The sequence below is a fragment of the Nodularia spumigena CCY9414 genome, from assembly GCF_000340565.2.
Taxonomy (GTDB): domain Bacteria; phylum Cyanobacteriota; class Cyanobacteriia; order Cyanobacteriales; family Nostocaceae; genus Nodularia; species Nodularia spumigena.
Genome location: NZ_CP007203.1, coordinates 584,536 through 606,790 on the forward strand (window position 1 = coordinate 584,536; position 22,255 = coordinate 606,790).

Below are 22,255 nucleotides of genomic sequence, written 5' to 3' on the forward strand. Positions count from 1 at the left end.
ATGAGGTGGGATATGGCTGTATTACATGAGTCGCCTTGGTATCAAGAAATATTACGCGAGGGTGAAGCACGCGGTGAAACACGCGGACAACGACAAGGAATAACTTTTAGCATTGAAACTAGCTTAGAAGCCAAATTTGGTAGCGATGGTTTGGAATTGATGCCGCAAATTGTCGAAATATCGGATTTAGAGCGTTTAAAATTGATTTTACGGGCAATTATCACAGCAAATACAGTTGCAGAATTGCGACGACTGCTGTAATTTTTTAGATAGGAATCCGATTTGATTATTGAAAAAATCTAAATATATGTAGTATATGTAGGGTGTGTTATGGCTTTAGCCTAACGCACCGTCTTCTGTGGTCTTGGTGCCGTACTCTCCTAGATAAACACCCTACTGCTGTAATTTTTCAGATGCGGTGTAATGGCAATTAGATATTTTCTTTGTAAATTTCCAACAATTGGGGAATATAATCATATCCATCTACACCAATAATCGCCATGATTTTCGGGCGATGTTGCTGTAATAAACTTTGGAAAGCTTCTGCTCCCATTTGTCCTTGTAAAATTGTCAGTAACCCTGCTGGTTGTCGCCATTCATTAGAAGCAATTTGCTCTAATAAATACATTCCTAAACTACCAGTATAAATCGCTTTTTCTGAATTTTGTAAATTGTAATAAGCTTCCGATAAATAAGCTAAATTTCGCCCTTGGAGATATAAATCACCGGAAACTTGGGCGGTTTTAAAACCATTTTCTAAATAGGGGATTGCGGCTGATGATTGACCTATAACTAAATAGGCAATACCTAAGCTACTAAAACATAAAGCTTTACTTTGAATATCGCCTAATTGTTCTGATAACTTTAAGCCTTGTTCTAAATAATTAATAGCTGATTCATAAACTTCTGTTTCTACTTGTTCCAGCTTTTGCGCCTGCATGACTTCGCTGTAACCTAAGTTTACCAGAGCATTGGCTTCTGCTGTGCGTTCTCCGGCTTGGCGACTCAGCATTAATGCTCGTTGACTATTATTTATCGCTTCAGTATAATTTTTTTCTTGTACATAGGTACGGCTGAGGTGGTTGAGATTGGCAAGTTCACAGGGGCGATCGCCTGCGTTTCTCGCTATCTCCAGCGCTTGCTGATGAAACTGAATAGAACGCTCATATTGTCCTAACGCTCGTTGTGAATAGCCTAAAAGCGTGAGAATTCTCGCCTTTTCCTGGGTTCCCTCCACTCGTCGCAGTGGTTCATCGAGATAATCTAAAGCATCTCGTAAAGAATTGCCGGCAAAAGAGGCGAAAATACCACCATACAAGGGAAAATATGGCCGCTGGGAAAAGTTTCGCAGAATCTGGAGCATAACTTGAGAACAGCCATTACTGTATGCGGCTCTACTTTGAAAACCACTGGCTAACTGACTCCAAATCACTGCAAAGGTCAAGTAAGTGGAAATTGACAATTTTGAGCCTGCTTGGACGTTGTAAGCTTGTTGGTCGAACCAGTTGACTAAACCCCGTTGCAGATACTGTAAAATTAACGCCACTTCTACCCAGTCACTCAGACTAATACTGCTTTGTTTTTCAGCAAATTCAATAGCAGATTCTCCCATTGCTAAGGCGCGAAACAGCGATTGGGGGACATGACTTTTCACGTGCTTTGCCCAAGTTGCCCAGGGACCACTTTCGCCGGGAACGCCACCAAAACCCAACTGTTGATTTTTCTCATACATCCAGCTTACTAAGTCGTCTTGCAGCCCTTGCCAAGTGCTTAAACCACGAGTAATTCCCTGGGAGATTTCTGGTAAATCAGCATCTACTTGAGCAAATTGTTGTAAACCTTTGGCTAACTGTTGTAGTTGTTGTGTATTTGGCGGGTGCTTTTGATTGGGGTCGATAACCCGTAAAAATATAGTCAGACGTTCATCTGTGGAAGCTGTAGTAATTTCTCTAACTGCGGTGGCGATCGCTTCTGTAGCTTTATTTTGCTCTGAATATCTTTGCCATTGACTTTGAATAGTTTTAATCGCTCGTAATTTCCGGTTCGCCTTAGATTTCTTCAGTTCGTCTGTTTCAACATCCATTTGGCTTTGAATGCTACTGAGGCGATCGCTCAAAACTAACTCAAAGACTTCCCCCGTCCCTGAAATTATATTTTTTTGCAGCATTTGATACACCATCTCTACAGAGCTAATTTTGCCCTTGAGGGTGGATTCAATAATTTCATCAATAAAAGTAAGATAGCGAACTGACAAGTCAGCGCTGGCGCTATCGCGGATTGGCAAAGATTCAGACACTGTAACTGCTGGGGAACGTCAATTTCTATTTTAGTCATTAGTCATTGGTCATTGGTCAATCAATTTTAGATTTTAGATTTTGGATTAGACGGCAATCTAAAATCGCAAATCCAAAATCCAAAATTCTTTGCTCCCCGGCTTACCTGACTAACTGGGCGGCGGAGTTGAAGAACTGACGGTACAATCCTCTCGTGACTAATATAGTTGTCAGCAAGTTGGAAGCCGCAACCATAAAGATAATTAAAATTTCGTAGGAAACCGCATCAATTGGTCTAATTCCGGCGATTAACTGTCCTGTGGTAATTCCGGGAATCGCCACCATCCCCACAAGGGTCATTTGATTGAGAGTGGGGAGAAATGCGGCTCTAATGGCTGCTTTGCGGTACTGGCTAACTGCTTGCTGGGGAGTTGCGCCTAAACTTAAGTGTGTTTCTATTTCCACAGATTGAGCATTCATTGTACTTACAAGACGTTCCCCAGCGATCGCAGCTGCATTCATGGCATTACCTAATACTATCCCTGCTAGAGGAATTACATAACGGGGTTCATACCATCTGTCTGGTTGAATAATTAAGAAATTAGCATAAAGAACTGTCACAGCAGTACTAATGAAAATTGCTCCCCATACCAAGGGTAAAACTAGGGGAATTTTCGGACTGATACGGTTTCGGGCAACAATCGCTGTAATAGTGATAATTACTGCTAAAATCGCCAACACTCCCCAAACATTGTCTAAAGCAAAGATGAAGTCTAAAACGTATCCTAATACGAGTAATTGTAAGATGGTTCTGCCTGTAGCGGTGACTAAATTCAACTCTAGTCCTAGTTTTTCCCAAGCAGATAAACCAATAGCTCCCGCCATCAATCCTACAGCAATAGCTAAATCAACAAAATCCAGCTTGATTAAATCCTCCATGAGTTTTCCATTTCCTGCTCACAAAAAAAACATGAAAATATTTCTGACCACGGACCACCGACCATTCCCCATTCCCCAGAAGAAGCAGGGGCGCACCGGAGCACGGGAGCAAGGGGGAGTGAGAAATTACTTTAAAACTTCCGGTTACTTAACAACCGTTCCTCTTCTCCCCTGCCCCCTGCCCCCTGCCCCCGTTCCTCTTCTCCCCACTCCCCGTTTTCCGAATCAAACAACTTGGAACTTTAATTCCCAGACTGGGATCTTGGTTGATATGTATCACATTTTCTCCCAACCAGTGCTATCCTTAACCATAAAATAATTACAGTAAAAACCCAATTTTGATGCGTATTCGGGGCGACAGTCGGGAGCATTGCTTTTTGAGCAAAATCCAAACAGCAAAAATAGGCAGTCGCAGCGCATCCTTTGTATCTTCAGATAAAATAAAAACTCATGTTCCAAAGTGTAAATTCTATCCCTGCCTTTGATATTAAGCAACAATACGCCACTATTGAAGCAGAAGTGAGTGCAGCAGTTTTAGAAGTTTTGGCTTCTGGGCGTTATATTGGCGGCCCTTTAGTTGAAAGTTTTGAGCAACAGTTTGCGGACTATCATCATGTAAATAATTGTATAGCTTGTAATTCTGGTACTGATGCGCTCTACTTAGCTCTACGCGCTCTGGAAATTGGTACAGGTGATGAAGTTATTACCACACCTTTTACCTTTGTCGCCACAGCCGAAGTTATTAGTGCTGTGGGTGCGAAACCAATTTTTGTTGATATTGAAACTAATACTTTTAATATTGATTTGCCGCAAGTAGCCGCAGCCATTACACCTAAAACCAAAGCGATTATCCCGGTTCACTTATTTGGACAACCTGTGGATATGACAGCACTGATGGACATAGCTAACGCTCACAATTTAGCAGTCATTGAAGATTGCGCTCAAGCTACAGGTGCAAGTTGGAACAATCAAAAAGTCGGTAGCATCGGACATATTGGTTGTTTTAGTTTTTACCCTACCAAAAATTTGGGCGGTTGTGGCGATGGTGGAGCCATTACCACTAATGATCCTGAAATTGCGGCAAAAATCCGGGTACTCAAGGAACATGGGCAGAAAAATCGCTACTACTACGAAGAAATTGGTGTAAATAGTCGTTTAGATAGTCTGCAAGCTGCTATTCTGCAAATTAAACTGCGTTATCTGGATATTTGGAATAATCAAAGACGTGCGATCGCAGCTTATTACCAACAGTTTCTCAGTAAAATTCCCGGTATTGTTGCACCGAAAGAACTAGCCGGGGGGTTGAGTGTCTGGAATCAATATACCATTCGCGTATTAACTGAGGGAAGAAATGGTGCGAGCGCCACCTACCGAGACTCAGTGCGTCATCAACTGCAAGACCGGGGAGTAAATTCAATGGTTTACTATCCCCACCCCTTACATTTGCAGCCCGTTTATCAAAGCCTGGGTTATCAGCCAGGACAATTACCAGTAGCCGAGTTAGCAGCTCACGAGGTTCTATCTTTACCCATGTTCCCAGAACTAACACAGGAACAGCAAGATCAGGTGATTTATGCCTTAAAAGATACCTTGGGGTAAGAGGCAGGGGGGCAGGGTGCTGGGGGCAGGGGGGAAAATATAAGAGTACCCAGTCCCCTGTAGGGGCGGGTTTACAGATATCATTCAAGATAAACGACAATATTACTAAACCCGCCCCAAATCAACTAAACGATCGCGCGGCTGTTAGCAATGGCTAAAGCTTCAACTAAGCCACGCACAGCAGCAATCATGGCTACTTCGCTGTTGAGTTGATTAATCGCCGAACCAACACCAACACCAGCTGCACCAGAGGCGATCGCTAGAGCTGCAGTGACGCTAGAAATACCGGAAGCACACAGTACAGGTACGGAAACTACACGAGCAATTTCATAAGCTGCGGCTAAGGTGGGGGCGGCTTTTTCAATTAATCCCAAGCTTCCAGAATGTGCAGGCTGACTGCTTGTACCGCCTTCGGTTTGAATAATATCGGCTCCAGCTTTTATCAGTTCCTCAGCTAACTGTACCTGTTGGTCGAGTTCCAGGATGTGGGGAACAGTCACAGATAGGGTGATTTCAGGCAGGAGGGCGCGGGTTTGGTGAGTTAGGGCTAAAACTTCCTCAGCTTCAAATTTGCGTCCTTGGGCGTAAAAACTATCAAAGTTACCAATTTCAATTAAATCTGCACCAGCGTTGACAGCAGCGACAAACTTTTCTGGTTCAACTGCTGAAACACAAACTGGTAAATTGATCAAGTTTTTCGCCATCTGTACTAAAGCAGCATCGGCGGCGATATCGACAAAAGTAGCACCACCCAGTTCAGCAGCTTTGATCGTAGCAGCAACGCGATCGCGATCAAAATTGTTCAAGCCGCTAATCACTTTGAGAACGCTACGTTCAGCAAACGCACGTTGGAGAGTAGAATGTATTGTCATAGTTTTTCTGTTGACGGTAAGAAATAAGACCCATTCTACTATCAGTTATCAGTTATCAGTTATCAGTTATCAGTCAAGAGACATAATTTGGTTTAAGTCCCACACTTCCCACACTTCCCACACTCCCCACACTCCCCACACTTCCCACTCCCCATTCCCCATTCCCTCTTATCATGAAAATATAAGAAAATATAAAGTCGCCAGAATCTCACGGCAAAACATGGGTAGTATTTGGGAAATTGATTTTTACTCTCGTCCAATTTTGGACGAAAAGCAGAAAAAAGTTTGGGAAGTCTTAGTTTGCGAAAGTCCTTCGGATATCAGCACAAAACCGGAATCTTTGTTTCGTTATGCCAAGTATTGTCCCAGTACTCAGGTAAATTCGGTTTGGTTGCGGACAGCGTTACAGGAAGCAATTGACAAAGCAGGGGAAGCACCAATCAGAATCCGCTTTTTCCGCCGTCAAATGAGCAATATGATTACTAAAGCTTGCCAGGATGTGGGTATTCCTGCTCAACCTAGCCGCCGGATTTTAGTTCTCAATCAATGGTTGAGACAACGCATGGAGGAAGTTTATCCTCAAGAACCAGGGTATCAAGGCGGGACTAATCCCTCGGTGCGCTTAGACAGCCCTTTACCTCAACGTTTACCAGATGCTTTAGAAGGGAAGCAGTGGGCATTTGTCAGCCTACAAGCGGCTGAATTTGCGGATATGTCAGAATGGGATATTGGTTTTGGCGAAGCTTTTCCTTTGGAATTGGCTAATGTGTCCCCTGAAACTCGCATTCCTGGTGTGTTAATTTTCTCACCCAGAGCTTTACCCATAGCAGGGTGGATGTCGGGTTTGGAGTTGGCTTGCTTAAACTTTGACACTAAACAAGGACAGAGATTGGTTTTAGAAACTGGTGCTACTGAAAGTTGGATTTTGGCTAATATCACAAACCCCCAAACTTTAGCAGAAGCCAAAGGTTATGAGCAAGCCAAAGAAAAAGCGAATGGAGTGCATTTTATTGGTGTGCAGTCTGATCCTCAAGCAGAGTCTTTCACCGGATTTTGGCTGCTACAAAATTTAAATCTTGCGTAAGTAGGGAGTGCTTATAACTGAGTTAAATGTCAAATACTGATACAAACTAATACACAAGGACGATTTTCGGAGAATTTTGTGAGTGCATAAAACGCAGATAGATACCAATGATTTGGGATAATTGTCTGCGTCCATCTGCATTTTTAAATGGCTTTTACCAATATATGCCGACGGACACCAATGATTTGGGATAATTACCTGCTTTTATCCATTTGCAGCAAGATTAGACCTCAAAATCCACAATTCACCGAGGGTCATGGGTTCTGAAAACTTGTCACAAGATACACTAGCAGAACAGCTGCTGGAACTAGCTATCAAATCGGGAGCAGAAGCTGCGGAGGTCTATCAGTCGCGATCGCTTTCTCGTCCCGTATTTTTTGAGGCTAACCGTCTTAAACAGCTAGAAACCAGCCAATCTGAAGGCACAGCCCTCCGACTGTGGCGCAATGGGCGACCAGGAGTGACGGTAGCTTATGGTTCTGTCGCCGCACAAACAATGGTGGAACGAGCTTTGGCTTTGAGTCAGCTGAATCAACCAGAACCAGTGGAGTTAGTCCAGAATTCTCAGCCATCTTATCCAGACATCGGGTCAACTGTACCATTACAATTATTGGTAAATTGGGGTAAAGAGGCGATCGCTCTGATTCGTGATGTTTATCCCGATGTGCTTTGCAGCAGTGATTGGGAGTGTGATGTGGAAACTACTAGACTTGTCAATAGTCAAGGTTTAGATTGTTACTACACTGACACTACCCTGAATTGCTATATGTCAGCCGAATGGGTACGGGGTGATGATTTTTTGAGTGTTGCTGATGGACAAACCCAACGGGATATTCTCCACCCTGAGAAATTAGCCCATCAAATTTTACAAAGGTTAGATTGGGCGAAAGGAAACGTCCCACCGCCCACCGGTGGCGTTCCCGTGTTGTTTACCTCTAAAGCTGCTGATATGCTGTGGGGAACTGCACAAGCAGCTTTGAATGGGAAACGCATTTTGGAAGTAGCGTCTCCTTGGGTAGAACGCCTGGGTAAGCCAGTGATGTCATCGAGTCTCACCCTATACCAAGACCCACAGGCTGGCCCTTATAGTTGTCCCTTTGATGATGAAGGTACTCCCACAAAGCCTGTAGTATTTATTCAAGACGGAATTTTACAAAATTTTTATTGCGATCGCACCACAGGAAAACAACTAGGTATCAACACTACCGGTAATGGTTTTCGCCCTAGTTTTGGCAGTTATCCTAGCCCTGGCTTATTTAATTTCTTGATTCAGCCTGGTTCAGCATCACTACAAGACTTAATTGAGCAAATGGATGATGGCTTAATTGTGGATCAAATGTTAGGTGGTGGCAACGGTATTTCTGGCGACTTTTCCATCAACGTTGATTTGGGTTATCGTGTTAAAAACGGTCAGATAATTGGCCGTGTCAAAGATACAATGGTTGCCGGTAATGTCTACACAGTTCTCAAACAATTAGTAGCACTAGGTAGCGACGCTGATTGGAATGGGTCTTGTTATACCCCATCACTGATTGTAGAAGGGTTATCTACAACAGGTAGGATTTAAAAATGAGCTTTGTCAAGCTATAACTATAACCAGGGAAAATCAACCTATGTTCAATACCTGTAAAATTATTTTTGTCACAAATTGCCGAATAAGTAGCTCAAACTTAAAAAACGCAATACTCAGATCCCCGATTTCTCTAAGAAGTCGGGGATCTATATCCTCAAGGTTTTATGTTTAATTATGTTGACCTTTGGTTAATTTAATCTGATTAATTATAATTATTATGGCGATTTCTGGTCTGACTCAGCGCTTTCGCCTTTGGTTGCAACCGACAAGAGGTTTAGCGATCGCCGAAGCTTGTATTATTGGACTTGTAGCCGCCCTTTCTGCGGTGTTCCTGAAATTCGGCTCAGGATTTTTAGGAACATGGCGAGTCCAAACTAGCCAAATTGTACCAGCATTGTTAGTCTTACCTACCATTGGTCTGAGCTTTGGATTTATAGCTGGCTCTTTGGTGAATAGATTTGCACCAGAAGCTTCAGGGAGCGGTATCCCTCAAGTCAAAGCCACTCTTGCTAACGTCCCAATTACATTATCCTGGCGAGTGGCAACGGTAAAGTTAATCAGTGCTATTATCACCCTCGGTTCAGGAATGGCTCTGGGGCGACAAGGCCCCACCGTTCATGTAGGGGCGGGTTTAGCAGCAGGAATGAGTCGCTGGGTTCCCACCTCCCCAGATCATCGACGACAGATGATTGCTGCGGGTGCTGGTGCGGGTTTAGCGGCCGCTTTCAATGCCCCAATCACTGGTGTATTGTTTATCGTAGAGGAATTACTCCAAGATTTATCAGGGCTGACTTTAGGAACCGCCATTATCGCTTCCTTTATTGGTGGTGTAGTATCTCGGCTGTTGGGTGGGGGTAGTTTGCAACTTAACCTGGAATTGTTGCAATACGCCAGTAACTTCACTTTGCCAGAAATTCCCTTTTTTGTCTTGTTGGGGATTTTAGCAGGGTTCCTGGGTGCATTATTTAATCGTGGTTTAATCGCCAGTATTAAAATTTATCAAAATTTACACCTCAGCTTACCGCTAAAAATGGCTTTAGCTGGATGTATTTCCGGTTTATTAGTGGCAATGCTTCCGGAATCTTTCCGTGATTATGCGGGCTTACGGGAGTACATGATTATCAGTGAAGCTAATATAACTTTTGCGGCGATCGCCTTTTTATCTCAATTTCTGCTCACCCTGGTGGCCTTTGGTTCCGGTGCGCCTGGGGGGTTATTTGCGCCGAGTCTGATTTTGGGTTCTTGTTTAGGACATCTAGTTGGTGTATCCGCCTCTTATTTCTTAGCAGTGGATTCCCCCACAACTTACGCTTTAGCTGGTATGGGCGGTTTTTTTAGTGCTGTTTCTAAAGTACCAATCACAGCCATAGTAATTGTCTTTGAAATGACTACAGATTTCAATTTGGTACTACCTTTGATGATTGTATCTGTAGCTGCATACTTGGTTTCGGACAAAGTAATGCCGGGATCTTTATATGACAAACTATTACAGCTAAAAGGCATCACAATTACTAAAGCTGTTTCCCCCGAAGGAATATTAACAAAGTTAACAGCTAACGATGTCATGCAGCATCGAGTCGAAACTCTGGATGCAGATATGACATTAGAAGAAGCAATGCAAGTATTTTCCCGTTCCCATCATCGGGGCTTTCCAGTGGTAGAGAATGGCAAACTCATCGGGATTATCACACAATCGGATTTTGTCACCAAACGCGATAGTGATTCCTACATCCTGAGTAATAGCCAGTCACCAAAGGATGTCTCATTAAGGGAGATTATGATCCACTCCCCCATAACTGTCAAACCCAAGCATCACCTCAGTAATGTTTTGTATTTGCTAGATCGCTATCAAATTAGTCGCTTACCAGTGGTGGAAGGGCGGAAATTAGTGGGGATTATTACCCGTGCAGACATCATCCGCGCCCAAGCTGAACATTTGAATTATGGCAACGTTACCCCAGAATCACAGCCGGAACCTTCTTATGTAGTTTATCAAACGCGATCGCCTAATATTGGCAGAGGTCGATTATTAGTACCAGTAGCCAATCCCGAAACCGCCGCCATTCTCTTGCAAATGGCCGCAGCTATTGCGCGCGATCGCCACTATGAAATCGAGTGTGTGCAAATAATCTTAGTATCGCGTCACAATTCCCCCTCAGAAACATCAGTCAGAACCGCCAAAAGTCGCCGCTTACTACGACAAGCCGAAGTTTTGGCTAAAAAGTGGAAAATTCCCTTACACACCCAAATTAGAGTCGCCCACGACCCAGCCGAGGCAATATTGGAAACCATCCACGAACGACATATAAACCTGATTTTAATGGGCTGGAAAGGTGAAACTTCTACCCCTGGGCGGATTTTTGGCAATGTTGTAGATACCATCATTCGTCAAGCCACCTGCGACGTAATGCTAGTAAAACTGGGTAATACTCCCCACTCCCTACTCCCCATTCCCCATTCCCCATTCCCCACTCCCAAATTCAACCGTTGGCTAGTCACAATGGCTGGCGGTCCTAATGTCAGAGTAGCGATTAAATTATTACCTGCTTTAGCGACATTGGGGGATAATCCATACATTCGGCTGACGCAGGTGTTTAAACCATCTCAGTTAAAGCCAGACATGACAGTTTTAGAACAAGCCATCCGGATATTAATGCGTCGCCGTAAATTATCCAGCAATGTAGTTGCTATCCCCGTCCAAGCTGATTCGGTGGCTGAAGGAGTGATTAATCTCGTGAAAACCGAAGGTTATGATGTTGTGGTTTTAGGGGCTTCTCGTGAGGGATTATTACAGCAAGCAGTTCAAGGTAATATTCCCGAAGCGATCGCCTCTGGTGTAGACTGCACAGTCATCTTAGTCAGAGGCGCGATTAGTAGTTAAGATTTGACATCTCCCCACGTCTAAAGCCGGGGGATTCTTGAAGAGTCCGTAAGCAAACTTTCAATTTATCCTGCGAGCATAAATTAATACTTGAGGGATGTCAAAACCGCCACGAAAAACAAAGTCATATATAATTCGCCATCCTCTACGGCTAAACAACAATTCATTGATTGATGGACTAGATTCTGGATATAACTTTCCCCAGCGCAGTAGCTCAGAACGAGTCAAAAAACACTCATCGCAATGATGCCAATCTACCGAAAATCCCGTCTTTTTCAAAAGAGCGAACATCTCCTCCTGACTAAATGCATGAAGGTGGTATCGGTCCATGTGACGTGTCTCTCCTAGTGGTACGCAGAGCAGAAATACTCCATCAGGAATCAGAAGATTATGAATGCGTTCGAGAAATTTTTCAGGATCATAGAGGTGTTCTATAGTTTCAAACGAGGTAACAATATCGAAACGCTCTGACCATTCAAACTGCTCTGCATCGGCGCTGATCAAGTCTAGATCGTTTTCTTGATAATTTTTCTTGGCATATTCGATTGTTTGTGCCTACCTACTTACTCCTACTACAGACTTGGCTCCTGCAAGCCGAAGTATTCGACTACCGTATCCACTACCACAAGCAATGTCTAGAACTTTTTTATCGGTAACATAGCTAGAAGCAGTTTTGTAGCGTCCAAAATGTAGATCAAGAAACTTTTGACTTGCCGAATCATTTGCTGTCTGGTTGGGAACAATACGCTCCCAGGTTAAGGGTAGAGAGTTACTTAGGACTAATTGATTGCTAGGAAAATTGTGTTCCGATTTCATTTGTTTTTTTAACAAGTTATTACTGACTTGAAAGAGTGTTTACAACAACACGCTCTTTTGTATTCTTTCGTGACGAGACCGATAATACTTCCGAAGGCTTTGATGCTTCAACAAGTTGATAGAGTTTTTCCTCTAACTTTTCCATACATCTCGACCAATCAAACTCTAGAATTGACTTACGACTACGTAGAGACATTTCTTCTTTGAGGTCAGGATTTGATAAAATTGTGATCACCTTCTCGGCAAAATCCTTGGGATTATTGGGTTCAGCTAAAAAGCCATTAACACTAGGAAATATCTGCTCCGATGTGGATGGTGCAAAAGTAGTAACCACAGGGGTTCCAGAAGCTAATGCTTCATTGTTAGTTGTGCAGAAATTTTCGACGAAAGAGGGGTTAACAAATATATCTGCACGAGCAAACCAACCCAAAAGTTCTGTGCCATGAGACTCTCCCCAAATCGTCACTCCGGATTTAAACTTTTGAGCAAGCCTAAGAATTTTTTCATCCTGGGGACCACTTCCAACAATTACCAAATGGATATCAGGTATTTTTGCAGCAACGATGGGATATATCTCTAAGAGTTGAGTGACATTCTTTTCTGGGGTAATGCGTCCAACAAATAGCATCGTTGGTCTGTGGTCATCAGGAATAGGATCGTAACAAATATTTTTAGGATGGAATTTTTGGCAATCAACTCCTTGATAAGGTAGATAGACACCACGTTTAACTTGCATCTTTTTATACTGAGCAAGCTGTTCTTTAGACGAAAAGAAATTTATGTCATAAGCTTCACTAAAGCGTTTGCTCACGAGGGGAATTATCGGCTGAATCAAACGAGATAATGAATTTCCTAAGAAATATTGGATACAACCAACAGCATTAGTATGGAAAAGTGATACTGTTGGCGTACCTGTTTGATGTGCATATTCGGTTCCAATAGCGCGGCCATAACCTCCCCAAAAAAGTGAGTAAAAACCCCTCATTTGCGTTGCTTCTTCAACAAGCACAACATCAGGCTGGAAGTTTTCGAGCAACTTGGTATCGCTCCAATGCTTGTGGTGTAATGGTTCGGGAGCAGACTTGTAGTAGAAAAGTGGTTTTGTCGGGTATGCATAAGCAGAAAATTTAGGAAAAGATTTTAATTCATCTAGTCCTAGCATGGGGCGCGAGCAAACTTCTTTGGGATACTGGTCGTTGATTTGAGGGTGGATTAAAAAGACTTCATGGCCTTGCTGTAGTAACCAACGAACCCGTTGGTGTACTGCGATGGAAATCCCCGACAAAAACGGAGCATACACTGCTGTAAAAATAGCAATACGGAGAGGTTGGTTGTTCATTATTATTTAATGTGTAGTCTGATTTCTTGTTTAGAGTCAAGATAAAACTGCTGACTGCTGTATCCAAGTTCCACTTCAAAACGAACCTTTAGAAAAAATAAAGGTACATTCTTCCACTGTTGTGATCATTTATTAGACACTATTAGGACTTACGCAAGAACTCTCTGAAACCCTCTTGACTTCGTGTCCTTTGTGTCCTTCGTGGTTCGTTTTTTCATAATTTTGCGTAAGTCCTGACTATAAAGAAGTATCTAGTAATGTTTGCATATATCAGCAGTAATGGTAATGCAGGTTTAACTGCATTCATTTGGCTAAAAACTAGAATGCTATTTCAGCATAGAATCGAAACAATTATAACACTGTGTAATAATCACGTAAATTGTGATTGGTGTGCGTATTATGTTAGCAAGATTTTTCCAACTCATATACAATCGTATATCGAAAGTTTTTGTTTGAAAAACTATATAAAGCCTGGTAAACGTGCTAAATACACATGGATGTGTGGCAATTTATGATTTTTCAACCATGCACAAAGTCAACACCGAAAGCCAACATAGCCGATTGTTTTTCACCGAAAATATTTCATCGCTGTTGTTGGAATTCATATTATGCAATTGAGTATCTCATTTGCAAGCTATATGCAACTCCCATTACTCCGACACGCGCCAAATCATGATCGTGTTGTCTTCGCTAGCACTGACAAGGGACTTACCATCGGGGCTAATGGCTACTGATGTTACAGTATCTTTATGTCCCAGAAGTGTACCCATCTCCTTACCTGTGGCTAAATTCCACAGTTTAATTGTGCGCTCGCGGCTACCACTGACAAGAGTGGTATTATCTGGACTAAAAGCAATAGATGTCACCGTTTGGGCATTTTCTGCCAGTGTGTGACTTTTATGTTTTGTGGCTAAATTCCACAGTTTAATTGTGCGTAGCTTCCCGCCGTAGACATCGCGGCTAGCACTAGCCAAAGTCATACCATCTGGACTAAAAGCAATAGATGTCACCGTTTGGGTATCTGAATTAAGTGTGTCGATAAAAACGGCTTTGTTCAGATCCCACATCTTAATCGTTTTGTCAAAACTACCACTAACAAGAGTTATACCATCCGGGCTAATAGCCAGCGATCGCACCCAAGATGTATGTCCTCTGAGTGTGCTTCTTAAACTTCCCGTGGACATATTCCACAGTTTAATCGTGTTGTCATCGCTACCACTAGCCAAAGTTGCACCATCGGGGCTGATAGCGATCGCCTGAATTGAATTAGAATGTCCCCTCAGCGTGCGAATTAACTCACCAGTAAACAAATCCCAAATTTTAATAGTTTGATCATCACTACCACTCACCAGAGTACGTCCATCTGGGCTAATAGCTACCACATTTACCCTTTGTTCATGGCCTTTGAGAGTAGCAATTTCTTTTCCTGTACCTAGATGCCAAACTTTAATTAGGCGCTCCCCACTACTAGCAAAAATCTGGCTATCGGGACTAATCGCCACAGATAAAACCAAACCTTGATCAGCTTGTAAAACTTTACTTAAAGAAATGTTCTTTAAATTCAAATTGGGCGACTGATCAACAACTGACTTTCTCGAACTACTCCGAGTTTGACTCAGCCGAGACAATAAAACAGTGTGGACACGACGATATTGCTGATACCAGGAATCTTGGATACCAAATAACAGAATTAAAGCACTTACCAAGACAACATTTTTCAGTAAAGTATATTTAACTGGTAAAGATGAAACTTGAGTTACTGGTATTTTTCCCGAAGACTTACCTGTGGGCGGTAGTGCTAGTGGTTGTTTTGGAATCAACTCTCTAATCACTTCATCAGCTGATTGGTAACGCTGCTGGATATCTTTTCTCAATAATTTATCCAGAACATAATCCAATTCAGCACTCAAAGGACTTCGCAAATATTGTCGCCAATTAGTCACCCAGCCATAGCCATATTCCATCCACAACTGAAACGGGGAAACTCCAGTCAGCAAATGAAAGCAAGTAGCCCCCAAACCAAACAAATCACTAGCTGGGTAAGCCTTACCATCTCTAATTTGTTCCAATGGCGAATAACCATGAGAACCAATAGATGTGCCGACTTTTTTCTGTACTCTCGCCGTTAATTGCTTCGAGGAACCAAAATCTATCAGGCTTAATCGTCCGTCACCATATCGGCGGATAATATTTTCTGGTTTGATGTCGCGGTGAATCACACCACGATCATGGATAAACTGAAGCACAGGCAATAAATGCAGCAAAATCCCGTGGATTTCCCCAGGTTTATAAAGTTTTCGCCGTTGCAACTCGTTTAACAAATTCTGCCCATTGACAAACTGTTGTACCAAATACAAACAGTTATCTTGCTCAAAATAAGCTAACAGAGTTGGTATTTGTGGATGTTCTCCCAATTCTTGCAGAAGCTTTGCTTCTTCGGCAAATAGCTCTACAGCCTTCTTTTGCGACCAAGTTCCTTCAAACTTCGGCGCTAACTGCTTAACTACACAACGTTCATTGAGTTTATCTGTATCTTCAGATAAATAAGTTCTGCCAAATCCCCCCTCATCGGAAAGGACCCGAATGACGCGGAAGCGATTTCGCAAAAGTGGCACCAAGGGGGTGCTACAAGTTCGGCATAACTTCGTTTTGTCGAGATTTAGGGGATTTGGGCAATCGGGATTTAAGCAGCAGATCATTCTCTGACAGGCGCGACTGCACAATAAATTATGTTAAGTTAGCCCCCGCAATTTCCCTTAATTAAGATTGGCTCTCGCGTCATGATGGTAGAAAACACTGCTGTAGGGGATCGGGGAATTACTTATATAGTAAATTTTGGTAAATGCTCACCCGTCATTCTTTTTGCAACGAAAACTACAAGAGCCACGGAATTCTTAATTTTATTGATTATATTATATTATAAACTTCTTCAAAAGAATATTCTATTTAAGCGATCGCTCTTTTAAAGAATGTTTCAAAAGTATTATTGCTCACACCAAAACATCACCGCACTTAACCCCCTTCCCTCCTCAGCCATTTCCTAGCAGCACAGGGAAAGGAAAAACTTTTGTTATTAGCACAAAATCGGGTTTTCAAAACCTCTCGACTCTTCAAAAAGAGTTGTAGCAAAGGGAATTTGGTATACTACTCTACGAATTTTCAAACATCCCGAAACTTCAGAGTGTCAGAGCTACCAAAACTAACCATCAAATCTTGACATACTCCCCACTCCCCAGAAGAAGCAGGGGCGCACCGGAGCACCGGAGCAAGGGGGAGTGAGAAATTACTTTAAAACTTCCGGTTACTTAACAACCGTTCCTCTTCTCCCCTGCCCCCTGCCCCCTGCCCCCGTTCCTCTTCTCCCCACTCCCCGGCTATAAAACATAAAAATCCCAGAACCCCGATTAATTTGAGAAAACGGGGTTCTAAAGCTTAGAGTATTTCTAATGAATTTGATAGCTTACTTTTTACCTGTCACCTTTTCCAAGAAATTCTGGACATTATCTTCTACTGAAGTTGAACTCTGTGAATTTTCAGGATTCTTCATCTTGTCAATGTCAGCATCTCCCTGAACTTCATTGAGTCCTTTGTTGGAATTTTCTTGAACTTCTTTCAGTTTCAAGGGTTGGGATTTAGCCACCTCGTCAGTTCTTCGTTGAGTTTCCAGAAGTTGTGTCGGGCCTTCCTGGGGATCACTTTGATAGCTACTGATGGCAAAAGCAGGTGATACACTAGATAAAAATAGCAACGTACAGGCAGAAGCCACAACTACAAAACGCACTGGGCGTAAAATAGATAAAACAAAATCAACAATCTTCATCTTTAATCCTCAATAACAGCTTCAACAACGCTAGATTTGCACATTGAAAAATTAATCAATGCCTTTATTACCAAAACATGGGCATTGAATCATTAATGGGTGCTTTTTTTATTCTTTAAACCATGAAATAGTGAAGATTTTTTTTGGTGTTTCCGTTTTGAATAATCAAATCGTCAATACCTAATTAATCATTGTGTTGTACACAGACATATATTCTTCTAGCAAATTTCATCTCTTACAGTTTTACCTGTAATTCACTTACATTTGTATCGACCTGTAGAATGAAATTTATTCTATTTATATTTGCGACGAAATCAACCTTTAGGTAGATCGGCTGAATCTAGGAATCATACCACTCGCTCATCACAGAAGCACAAGCTTGCGCGTCTTGCCAAAGTTGATGTAAAAATACCTCAATGGCTGAAGCTGAGGACAAAGCCTCACTAGAAGAATCACTGATAGTGGTAGCAAACAAACCCACAGCATCTTCACAATTATCTGATAGCCAAAAACCCCTCAAAGTAACTTCCATATACTCACTATCACAAGCACACAAGGTAATAATTTCACTGTTATTTTGTTTAACTTCCGCCTTCAACATCTCTATTCCTGGTAAATCAAGAGGAAGCAGAAAGGAAGCAGTGCTGGATTCAACATACAGATTTTGCCCAACACGCAGTGCAAAAACTACTCGCTGCGCCACCCATTTCTCTAGTGACTCAGTTAGACACTCTAAATAAAAGCTGCTTTCGGTGTAAGTTAATTTCAGCATTCCTTATGCTCTCGTGTGATTCCAGGTTTGCTTGCACATCTATCCAGAACTGTATTGTCACAGCTTTACTCCAGACCAAAAACCCCCGCTTCTCCTGTGGGTGAGGCGGGGGTTAAAATTTGACCGCAAAATTTTCTGGTCTTACTTGGGTACAGTATTCCTCAGACTGTAGCGTTTCCCGCCCCCACTTCTTCGATTTATTTCTGGTTGTAAACTCAGCAGACTCTGGCTGATATATCTCAAATCATGATTACTTTTTGTGATTTGCCAATGATCTCGGTTACTATCGCCCATAAATAAGTATTCCACTCCCACGGCGGCTAATTCCCAACTGGCTCGGCAGATGTTAGCACACAAGGAAGTGGAGATGGGATAGACGAATTTCACAGCAAATTTCACCTATTTGAACATTTCTTTAAACATACTACACTTGTATTACTATACTGTCCATACCTTTAAGTCACAAAAGTTATGCATACAATCGCTCGCACTCCCACCACCGAAATGGAAGTTACCAGTATCCGCCTGGAACGGGAACTTAAAGATAAACTCAAAGAAATCGCCGGAAATCAAGGATATCAAGCTTTGATCAGAGATATCCTCTGGAATTATGTACAACAAAAATCAGGTGAGTGGAAACCCAGATTTTCGCAAGCCGATATTCGAGCTAGTATAGCTGCTACAGCTCAACAAGAAGAACGTTGTGTACTCACAGGTCAATTAATTCAACCCCAACAACCGATGTTGTTAGGACTCACGAGGAATGGCGATATGGTTCCTCTAAGTCTCGAAAGTTTAACATCTTAGTCTTTGATGCCGGTGAATGCAGCCCACTGACTCACTAGTACAAATGGGCTGCATTCGGAATTTAGCTTCATTCTGACTATGGGTAGATTTTATGGGAACAAAATATATGCTGTTTTATGTCTTTATCTCTGCTCAAGTATTTATCTGTGACCTGTTTAAAGTTTTGTGAAGTTAATCCTCCCAGATGAAGCGCAGAGGATTTTTGGCTGAATGAGCGCCTTTGTCGAAAGTTGTTCACTGAAGTTGGTTCCCAAGGGCTGCAATGGCAATATTTGGCTTTTTGTTACACCAATAGTAAAGTTACCTGGATCTAAAAAAAGTTTTAGCATAAAACACATAAATTTATCAGTAAAAACAGTATTAATACAGTTATATTTCTAGAATTCTTGTCTAAAATCAAGAGAAAATACGGTTTATGTATAGTGACAAACAAGATATCCTAGTGTCCAGTTAGCTAATTAAATCTGCACAAAAATTTAAACAGTATCTGGATGCATGATTAGGATCTTTGAAATATTTTTATGCTTATTATATAGACATCAGTTCCATATATCAGTAACTTGTTCATCTGAAATAGAAAGGGCTATAACAGGTGAAAGTCAGTTTTTATAAAAGATTTGCAATTGATCAGGGTGTCGCAACGTAATTAACGGTGAAGGATATGCCAAGAAATTGGGTAGACACAAAACGGGGTAATTATCCAAGAGCGTACCAGAAATGAACAATTATCTATCATTGCCACCAAAATACTCGAATGATCTAGAGCGGCCACAATCATACGCAGTGAAGTTGATGCAGCATCAGGAAGAACCAGCCCAGCATCTGGCACAAACAATCAACCACATCATTGCCAAGAGTTCGGTAACGTCATTGATGCTGCAAGAGATTGCCAAATTGCTAGGAGTTACCTTTGATGTAGACTGTTGCTGCTTAGTTACAGTTACTAACGAAGTCTCAGGTAATGCGACTGCTGCTAATTGGTGTTCTGATGAATATCTGAGAAGGACGCACCTGAGCGAGACGTTCTCAACCGAACAGTTAATGATGGACTTACCAGTGGTGCAATGTGCTGCTGAACCATTAACGATGGAGGACATTTCAACTATTCAAAACAGTTTGGTAGTGGGGTGTGAATATTTGCCATTACCGATTAAAGCTGTTTTGGCAATCCCGACGCGGTTAAGGGGCAAAAATAACGGCGTGATTTGCTTGATTAAATTCCAGACTTATGATTGGCAGGAGTCAGAAAAACAACTGCTCAAAGACATAGAATCGTCCTGTGCGATCGCCTTTTCTCAAGTCATACAAGCCCAGCTAATTGCGACTCAACATCAGTATCTCCAAAAGAACAAGCATCATCAAGCCTTAATCAAGCAATTAGCTTTACTAAGTCGGACTAACTTGGAATTGAATCAAATGCTCCAGTTAGCGATCGCCTCGACAGCCGAATCATTACAGGCAGATCGGGGTTTGTTGATCCTACTCCAATACACAGATCCACTATTTAAAATTAAATCTAAAAACCAAATTCCCAAAGCCAAAGGGACTGTTGTGGGTGAATGGAACCGGGAAATCCCAAATTTCCAGACGATTAAACCGGAAACTTCAACTCAGACATTTTCCCTCGAAGACTGTAGTTTATGTCAACGGGTATTTACAGAATTTGGCAGCCCAGTGATCATCAGTGACTATATAGACATAGAAGCAGCTGGTACAGTAGCCCCATTGTTGAGAATTGAGGCTTTACCGACAGTGCTGTTAATGTCATTAGAGAATCAAGGCAAAGTTTTAGGATTTCTAGTGTTACAACAAGCACTACCACGCAATTGGCAACCAGCAGAATTAAATCTTCTAGAAATGGTCTGCGCCCAAGTCAGCAATGCCATAATTCAATCACAGACATTAAGGCAAGTACAGACTGTAGTAGATGAACGGACAGCCAAATTAAAAAGCAGTTTGGAACTCCAAGCCAAATTGCATGAAAAAACGCGGCAATATGTGGGACAACTCCGGGAAATCAACGAACTCAAAGATGAATTTTTGAGCAACATGAGCGATCGCTTGCGCTACCCCCTGACAAATATGCTGATGTCAATTAAGAATTTACGGCTGCCAGGAATAGCACCAGAGCGTCAAGCTAGATACATGGACATTTTAGAGCAAGAATGTACCAAAGAAATCAACTTAATTAATGACTTGCTCACCTTACAGAAACTAGAATCTGATCAAGAACCCCTACAATTTGAAAGCATTGATTTAAATAGCAAAATTGAGGAACTAGGTGCAGCCTTTGAGAAAAGGCTAGGAGATAAAGGTTTAAGCATTACCGTAGATTTACCGAAGCAGCCATTAACACTACAAACCGAACTAGACAGTTTTGACCGCATCCTCCAAGAGTTATTAAATAATGCCTATACCTATTCTGAACATGATACGATTATTCACCTAAAAGCATTTCACCAAGTTGAAGCACAAATTGATCAAATTATTATTAAGGTGATTAATACAGGGCGTGCCATTTGCGAAGAGGAAGCCACCTATATTTTCGACAAATTCCGTCGTGGTAAAGGACGCTGGCACCCTGGGACTGGACTGGGACTAGCTTTAGTCAAATCTTTAGTACAGCACTTGAATGGGGCGATCGCCGTTGAGAGTATGCAAATCTCAGATTCCCCACTGAGCGAAGTTTGTTTCACCCTGACTCTGCCCCAATTTTCCCACGAAAGCAAACCATATACTAACAGTGACTCAACAATACAACATCACAGAAAATCTTGACCCCAGCGCCACAACTGATCACATACAGCTAGAAAACAACATAACTATTGATGCAGCTGGTTTACCAGATGTAGTAGTGAAAGTTGAGAAAATAGCCGAGAGGCAGAGGAAAATTAGCGCTAAAATCCAAATTCCTCAACCCGTTGAACGCATCTGGAAAGTACTCACAGACTATGAAGCCTTGTCTGAGTTCATTCCCAACCTAGCGAAGAGTTGTTTGCTGGAGCATCCTCAAGGTGGTATCCGACTCGAACAAATAGGCTCACAGCGCTTACTCAAGTTCAACTTTTCGGCGCGTGTAGTTTTAGATTTGGAAGAATGCTTCCCTCAAGAAATTAATTTCTCAATGGTAGAAGGCGATTTCAAAGGCTTTTCTGGTAGCTGGTGTTTAGAGCCTTATTCTCAGGGTGAGGATCAAGGCACTACTGTATGTTACACCATTCAAGTCTGGCCTAAACTCACCATGCCCATCACCATCATTGAGCGTCGTCTCAGCAATGATCTGCGGGTAAATCTTTTAGCTATTCACCAGCGTGTAGAGCAATTAACTACTTGAGAGGGTGTAGGGGATAGGGTGTAGGGTGTGCGGAACCCACGTTTAAAAACATGGGATTGAAGTAAGGACGCTTTGTATCTCGCGCCCCATTCTTGATACAATTCCTTTTTTTGAACTGAAGCTCTGAACTCAGAACTAAAGTTTTT

General features: G+C 42.2%; 19 protein-coding genes. 8 read left to right on the forward strand and 11 right to left on the reverse strand.

All coding sequences use genetic code 11. The annotated features are described in order from the left end of the window. The first annotated feature begins 12 nt into the window (after positions 1-12). Positions 13-261 carry a hypothetical protein gene (locus tag NSP_RS02675; RefSeq protein ID WP_006195696.1) on the forward strand — a complete coding sequence of 83 codons (249 nt, stop codon included), beginning with the start codon at positions 13-15 and terminating at the stop codon, positions 259-261. Between the two features lie 169 nt (positions 262-430). Here NSP_RS02675 and NSP_RS02680 read toward each other — a convergent pair whose 3' ends face one another. Beyond that, positions 431-2,296, reverse strand: a complete 1,866-nt coding sequence (locus NSP_RS02680) for a tetratricopeptide repeat protein (RefSeq protein WP_006195697.1) — start codon at positions 2,294-2,296, stop codon at positions 431-433. A gap of 139 nt (positions 2,297-2,435) precedes the next feature. Continuing rightward, on the reverse strand, positions 2,436-3,212 hold the full coding sequence (locus tag NSP_RS02685) for an ABC transporter permease (RefSeq protein WP_006195698.1): 777 nt from the start codon (positions 3,210-3,212) through the stop codon (positions 2,436-2,438). A 450-nt stretch (positions 3,213-3,662) separates the two neighbouring features. Here NSP_RS02685 and NSP_RS02695 point away from each other — a divergent pair, with 450 nt between their 5' ends. After that, positions 3,663-4,811 (forward strand): DegT/DnrJ/EryC1/StrS family aminotransferase, encoded by a 1,149-nt coding sequence (locus NSP_RS02695; RefSeq protein WP_006195700.1) that lies wholly within the window; start codon positions 3,663-3,665, stop codon positions 4,809-4,811. A 125-nt stretch (positions 4,812-4,936) separates the two neighbouring features. On the opposite strand, the gene NSP_RS02700 is transcribed toward NSP_RS02695, so the two are convergent. Continuing rightward, positions 4,937-5,683, reverse strand: a complete 747-nt coding sequence (locus NSP_RS02700) for a DUF561 domain-containing protein (RefSeq protein WP_006195701.1) — start codon at positions 5,681-5,683, stop codon at positions 4,937-4,939. Positions 5,684-5,903: 220 nt separating this feature from the next. Between NSP_RS02700 and NSP_RS02705 the strand changes: the two genes are divergently transcribed. The 3 genes from NSP_RS02705 (at position 5,904) to NSP_RS02715 (ending at position 11,221) form a co-directional block, all read left to right on the forward strand. Then, entirely contained in the window at positions 5,904-6,767 is an 864-nt protein-coding gene (locus tag NSP_RS02705) for a Tab2/Atab2 family RNA-binding protein (protein ID WP_006195702.1), read from the forward strand. Between the two features lie 256 nt (positions 6,768-7,023). Further along, on the forward strand, positions 7,024-8,334 hold the full coding sequence (locus tag NSP_RS02710; protein ID WP_006195703.1) for a TldD/PmbA family protein: 1,311 nt from the start codon (positions 7,024-7,026) through the stop codon (positions 8,332-8,334). 223 nt (positions 8,335-8,557) lie between these two features. Next, on the forward strand, positions 8,558-11,221 hold the full coding sequence (locus NSP_RS02715; RefSeq protein ID WP_006195704.1) for a chloride channel protein: 2,664 nt from the start codon (positions 8,558-8,560) through the stop codon (positions 11,219-11,221). Between the two features lie 60 nt (positions 11,222-11,281). Here the strand turns inward: NSP_RS02715 and NSP_RS02720 are convergent, their stop codons facing one another. The 7 genes from NSP_RS02720 to NSP_RS23840 form a co-directional block, all read right to left on the reverse strand. Next, a complete protein-coding gene (locus NSP_RS02720) occupies positions 11,282-11,767 on the reverse strand; it encodes a class I SAM-dependent methyltransferase (protein ID WP_071839265.1) in 486 nt (161 codons plus the stop codon). A 9-nt stretch (positions 11,768-11,776) separates the two neighbouring features. Then, a complete protein-coding gene (locus NSP_RS02725) occupies positions 11,777-12,037 on the reverse strand; it encodes a hypothetical protein (RefSeq protein WP_006195706.1) in 261 nt (86 codons plus the stop codon). A 19-nt stretch (positions 12,038-12,056) separates the two neighbouring features. Continuing rightward, positions 12,057-13,376 (reverse strand): glycosyltransferase family 4 protein, encoded by a 1,320-nt coding sequence (locus NSP_RS02730; RefSeq protein ID WP_006195707.1) that lies wholly within the window; start codon positions 13,374-13,376, stop codon positions 12,057-12,059. Between the two features lie 650 nt (positions 13,377-14,026). After that, positions 14,027-16,075: a serine/threonine-protein kinase gene (locus NSP_RS02735; protein WP_173403249.1), complete on the reverse strand. Its 2,049-nt coding sequence runs from the start codon at positions 16,073-16,075 to the stop codon at positions 14,027-14,029. Between the two features lie 761 nt (positions 16,076-16,836). Then, positions 16,837-17,196, reverse strand: coding sequence for a hypothetical protein (locus tag NSP_RS02740; RefSeq protein ID WP_006195709.1), 360 nt, complete (start codon positions 17,194-17,196; stop codon positions 16,837-16,839). Positions 17,197-17,536: 340 nt separating this feature from the next. Next, positions 17,537-17,968, reverse strand: a complete 432-nt coding sequence (locus NSP_RS02745; RefSeq protein ID WP_006195710.1) for an alr0857 family protein — start codon at positions 17,966-17,968, stop codon at positions 17,537-17,539. 141 nt (positions 17,969-18,109) lie between these two features. Beyond that, entirely contained in the window at positions 18,110-18,355 is a 246-nt protein-coding gene (locus NSP_RS23840) for a hypothetical protein (protein WP_006195711.1), read from the reverse strand. 84 nt (positions 18,356-18,439) lie between these two features. Between NSP_RS23840 and NSP_RS02750 the strand changes: the two genes are divergently transcribed. Beyond that, entirely contained in the window at positions 18,440-18,775 is a 336-nt protein-coding gene (locus NSP_RS02750; RefSeq protein ID WP_006195712.1) for a ribbon-helix-helix domain-containing protein, read from the forward strand. Positions 18,776-18,930: 155 nt separating this feature from the next. Here the strand turns inward: NSP_RS02750 and NSP_RS26665 are convergent, their stop codons facing one another. After that, the gene (locus tag NSP_RS26665; RefSeq protein ID WP_161942192.1) at positions 18,931-19,104 is read right to left on the reverse strand and encodes a hypothetical protein; all 174 of its coding nucleotides are present in this window, start codon (positions 19,102-19,104) and stop codon (positions 18,931-18,933) included. A gap of 388 nt (positions 19,105-19,492) precedes the next feature. Here NSP_RS26665 and NSP_RS02755 point away from each other — a divergent pair, with 388 nt between their 5' ends. Continuing rightward, positions 19,493-21,553 carry a sensor histidine kinase gene (locus tag NSP_RS02755; protein WP_173403250.1) on the forward strand — a complete coding sequence of 687 codons (2,061 nt, stop codon included), beginning with the start codon at positions 19,493-19,495 and terminating at the stop codon, positions 21,551-21,553. Continuing rightward, on the forward strand, positions 21,519-22,109 hold the full coding sequence (locus NSP_RS02760) for an SRPBCC family protein (RefSeq protein ID WP_006195714.1): 591 nt from the start codon (positions 21,519-21,521) through the stop codon (positions 22,107-22,109). The genes NSP_RS02755 and NSP_RS02760 overlap by 35 nt, the downstream gene beginning before the upstream one ends. Positions 22,110-22,255 lie beyond the last annotated feature (146 nt).

Excerpts from the sequence above, each read along its gene's own strand:
- NSP_RS02675 (WP_006195696.1), top strand. The coding sequence starts at position 13 with ATGGCTGTATTACATGAGTCGCCTTGGTATCAAGAAATATTACGCGAG.
- NSP_RS02685 (WP_006195698.1), bottom strand. The coding sequence starts at position 3,212 with ATGGAGGATTTAATCAAGCTGGATTTTGTTGATTTAGCTATTGCTGTA.
- NSP_RS02695 (WP_006195700.1), top strand. The coding sequence starts at position 3,663 with ATGTTCCAAAGTGTAAATTCTATCCCTGCCTTTGATATTAAGCAACAA.
- NSP_RS02700 (WP_006195701.1), bottom strand. The coding sequence starts at position 5,683 with ATGACAATACATTCTACTCTCCAACGTGCGTTTGCTGAACGTAGCGTT.
- NSP_RS02705 (WP_006195702.1), top strand. The coding sequence starts at position 5,904 with ATGGGTAGTATTTGGGAAATTGATTTTTACTCTCGTCCAATTTTGGAC.
- NSP_RS02710 (WP_006195703.1), top strand. The coding sequence starts at position 7,024 with ATGGGTTCTGAAAACTTGTCACAAGATACACTAGCAGAACAGCTGCTG.
- NSP_RS02715 (WP_006195704.1), top strand. The coding sequence starts at position 8,558 with ATGGCGATTTCTGGTCTGACTCAGCGCTTTCGCCTTTGGTTGCAACCG.
- NSP_RS02725 (WP_006195706.1), bottom strand. The coding sequence starts at position 12,037 with ATGAAATCGGAACACAATTTTCCTAGCAATCAATTAGTCCTAAGTAAC.
- NSP_RS02730 (WP_006195707.1), bottom strand. The coding sequence starts at position 13,376 with ATGAACAACCAACCTCTCCGTATTGCTATTTTTACAGCAGTGTATGCT.
- NSP_RS02735 (WP_173403249.1), bottom strand. The coding sequence starts at position 16,075 with ATGATCTGCTGCTTAAATCCCGATTGCCCAAATCCCCTAAATCTCGAC.
- NSP_RS02740 (WP_006195709.1), bottom strand. The coding sequence starts at position 17,196 with ATGAAGATTGTTGATTTTGTTTTATCTATTTTACGCCCAGTGCGTTTT.
- NSP_RS02745 (WP_006195710.1), bottom strand. The coding sequence starts at position 17,968 with ATGCTGAAATTAACTTACACCGAAAGCAGCTTTTATTTAGAGTGTCTA.
- NSP_RS02750 (WP_006195712.1), top strand. The coding sequence starts at position 18,440 with ATGCATACAATCGCTCGCACTCCCACCACCGAAATGGAAGTTACCAGT.
- NSP_RS26665 (WP_161942192.1), bottom strand. The coding sequence starts at position 19,104 with ATGCTAAAACTTTTTTTAGATCCAGGTAACTTTACTATTGGTGTAACA.
- NSP_RS02755 (WP_173403250.1), top strand. The coding sequence starts at position 19,493 with ATGAACAATTATCTATCATTGCCACCAAAATACTCGAATGATCTAGAG.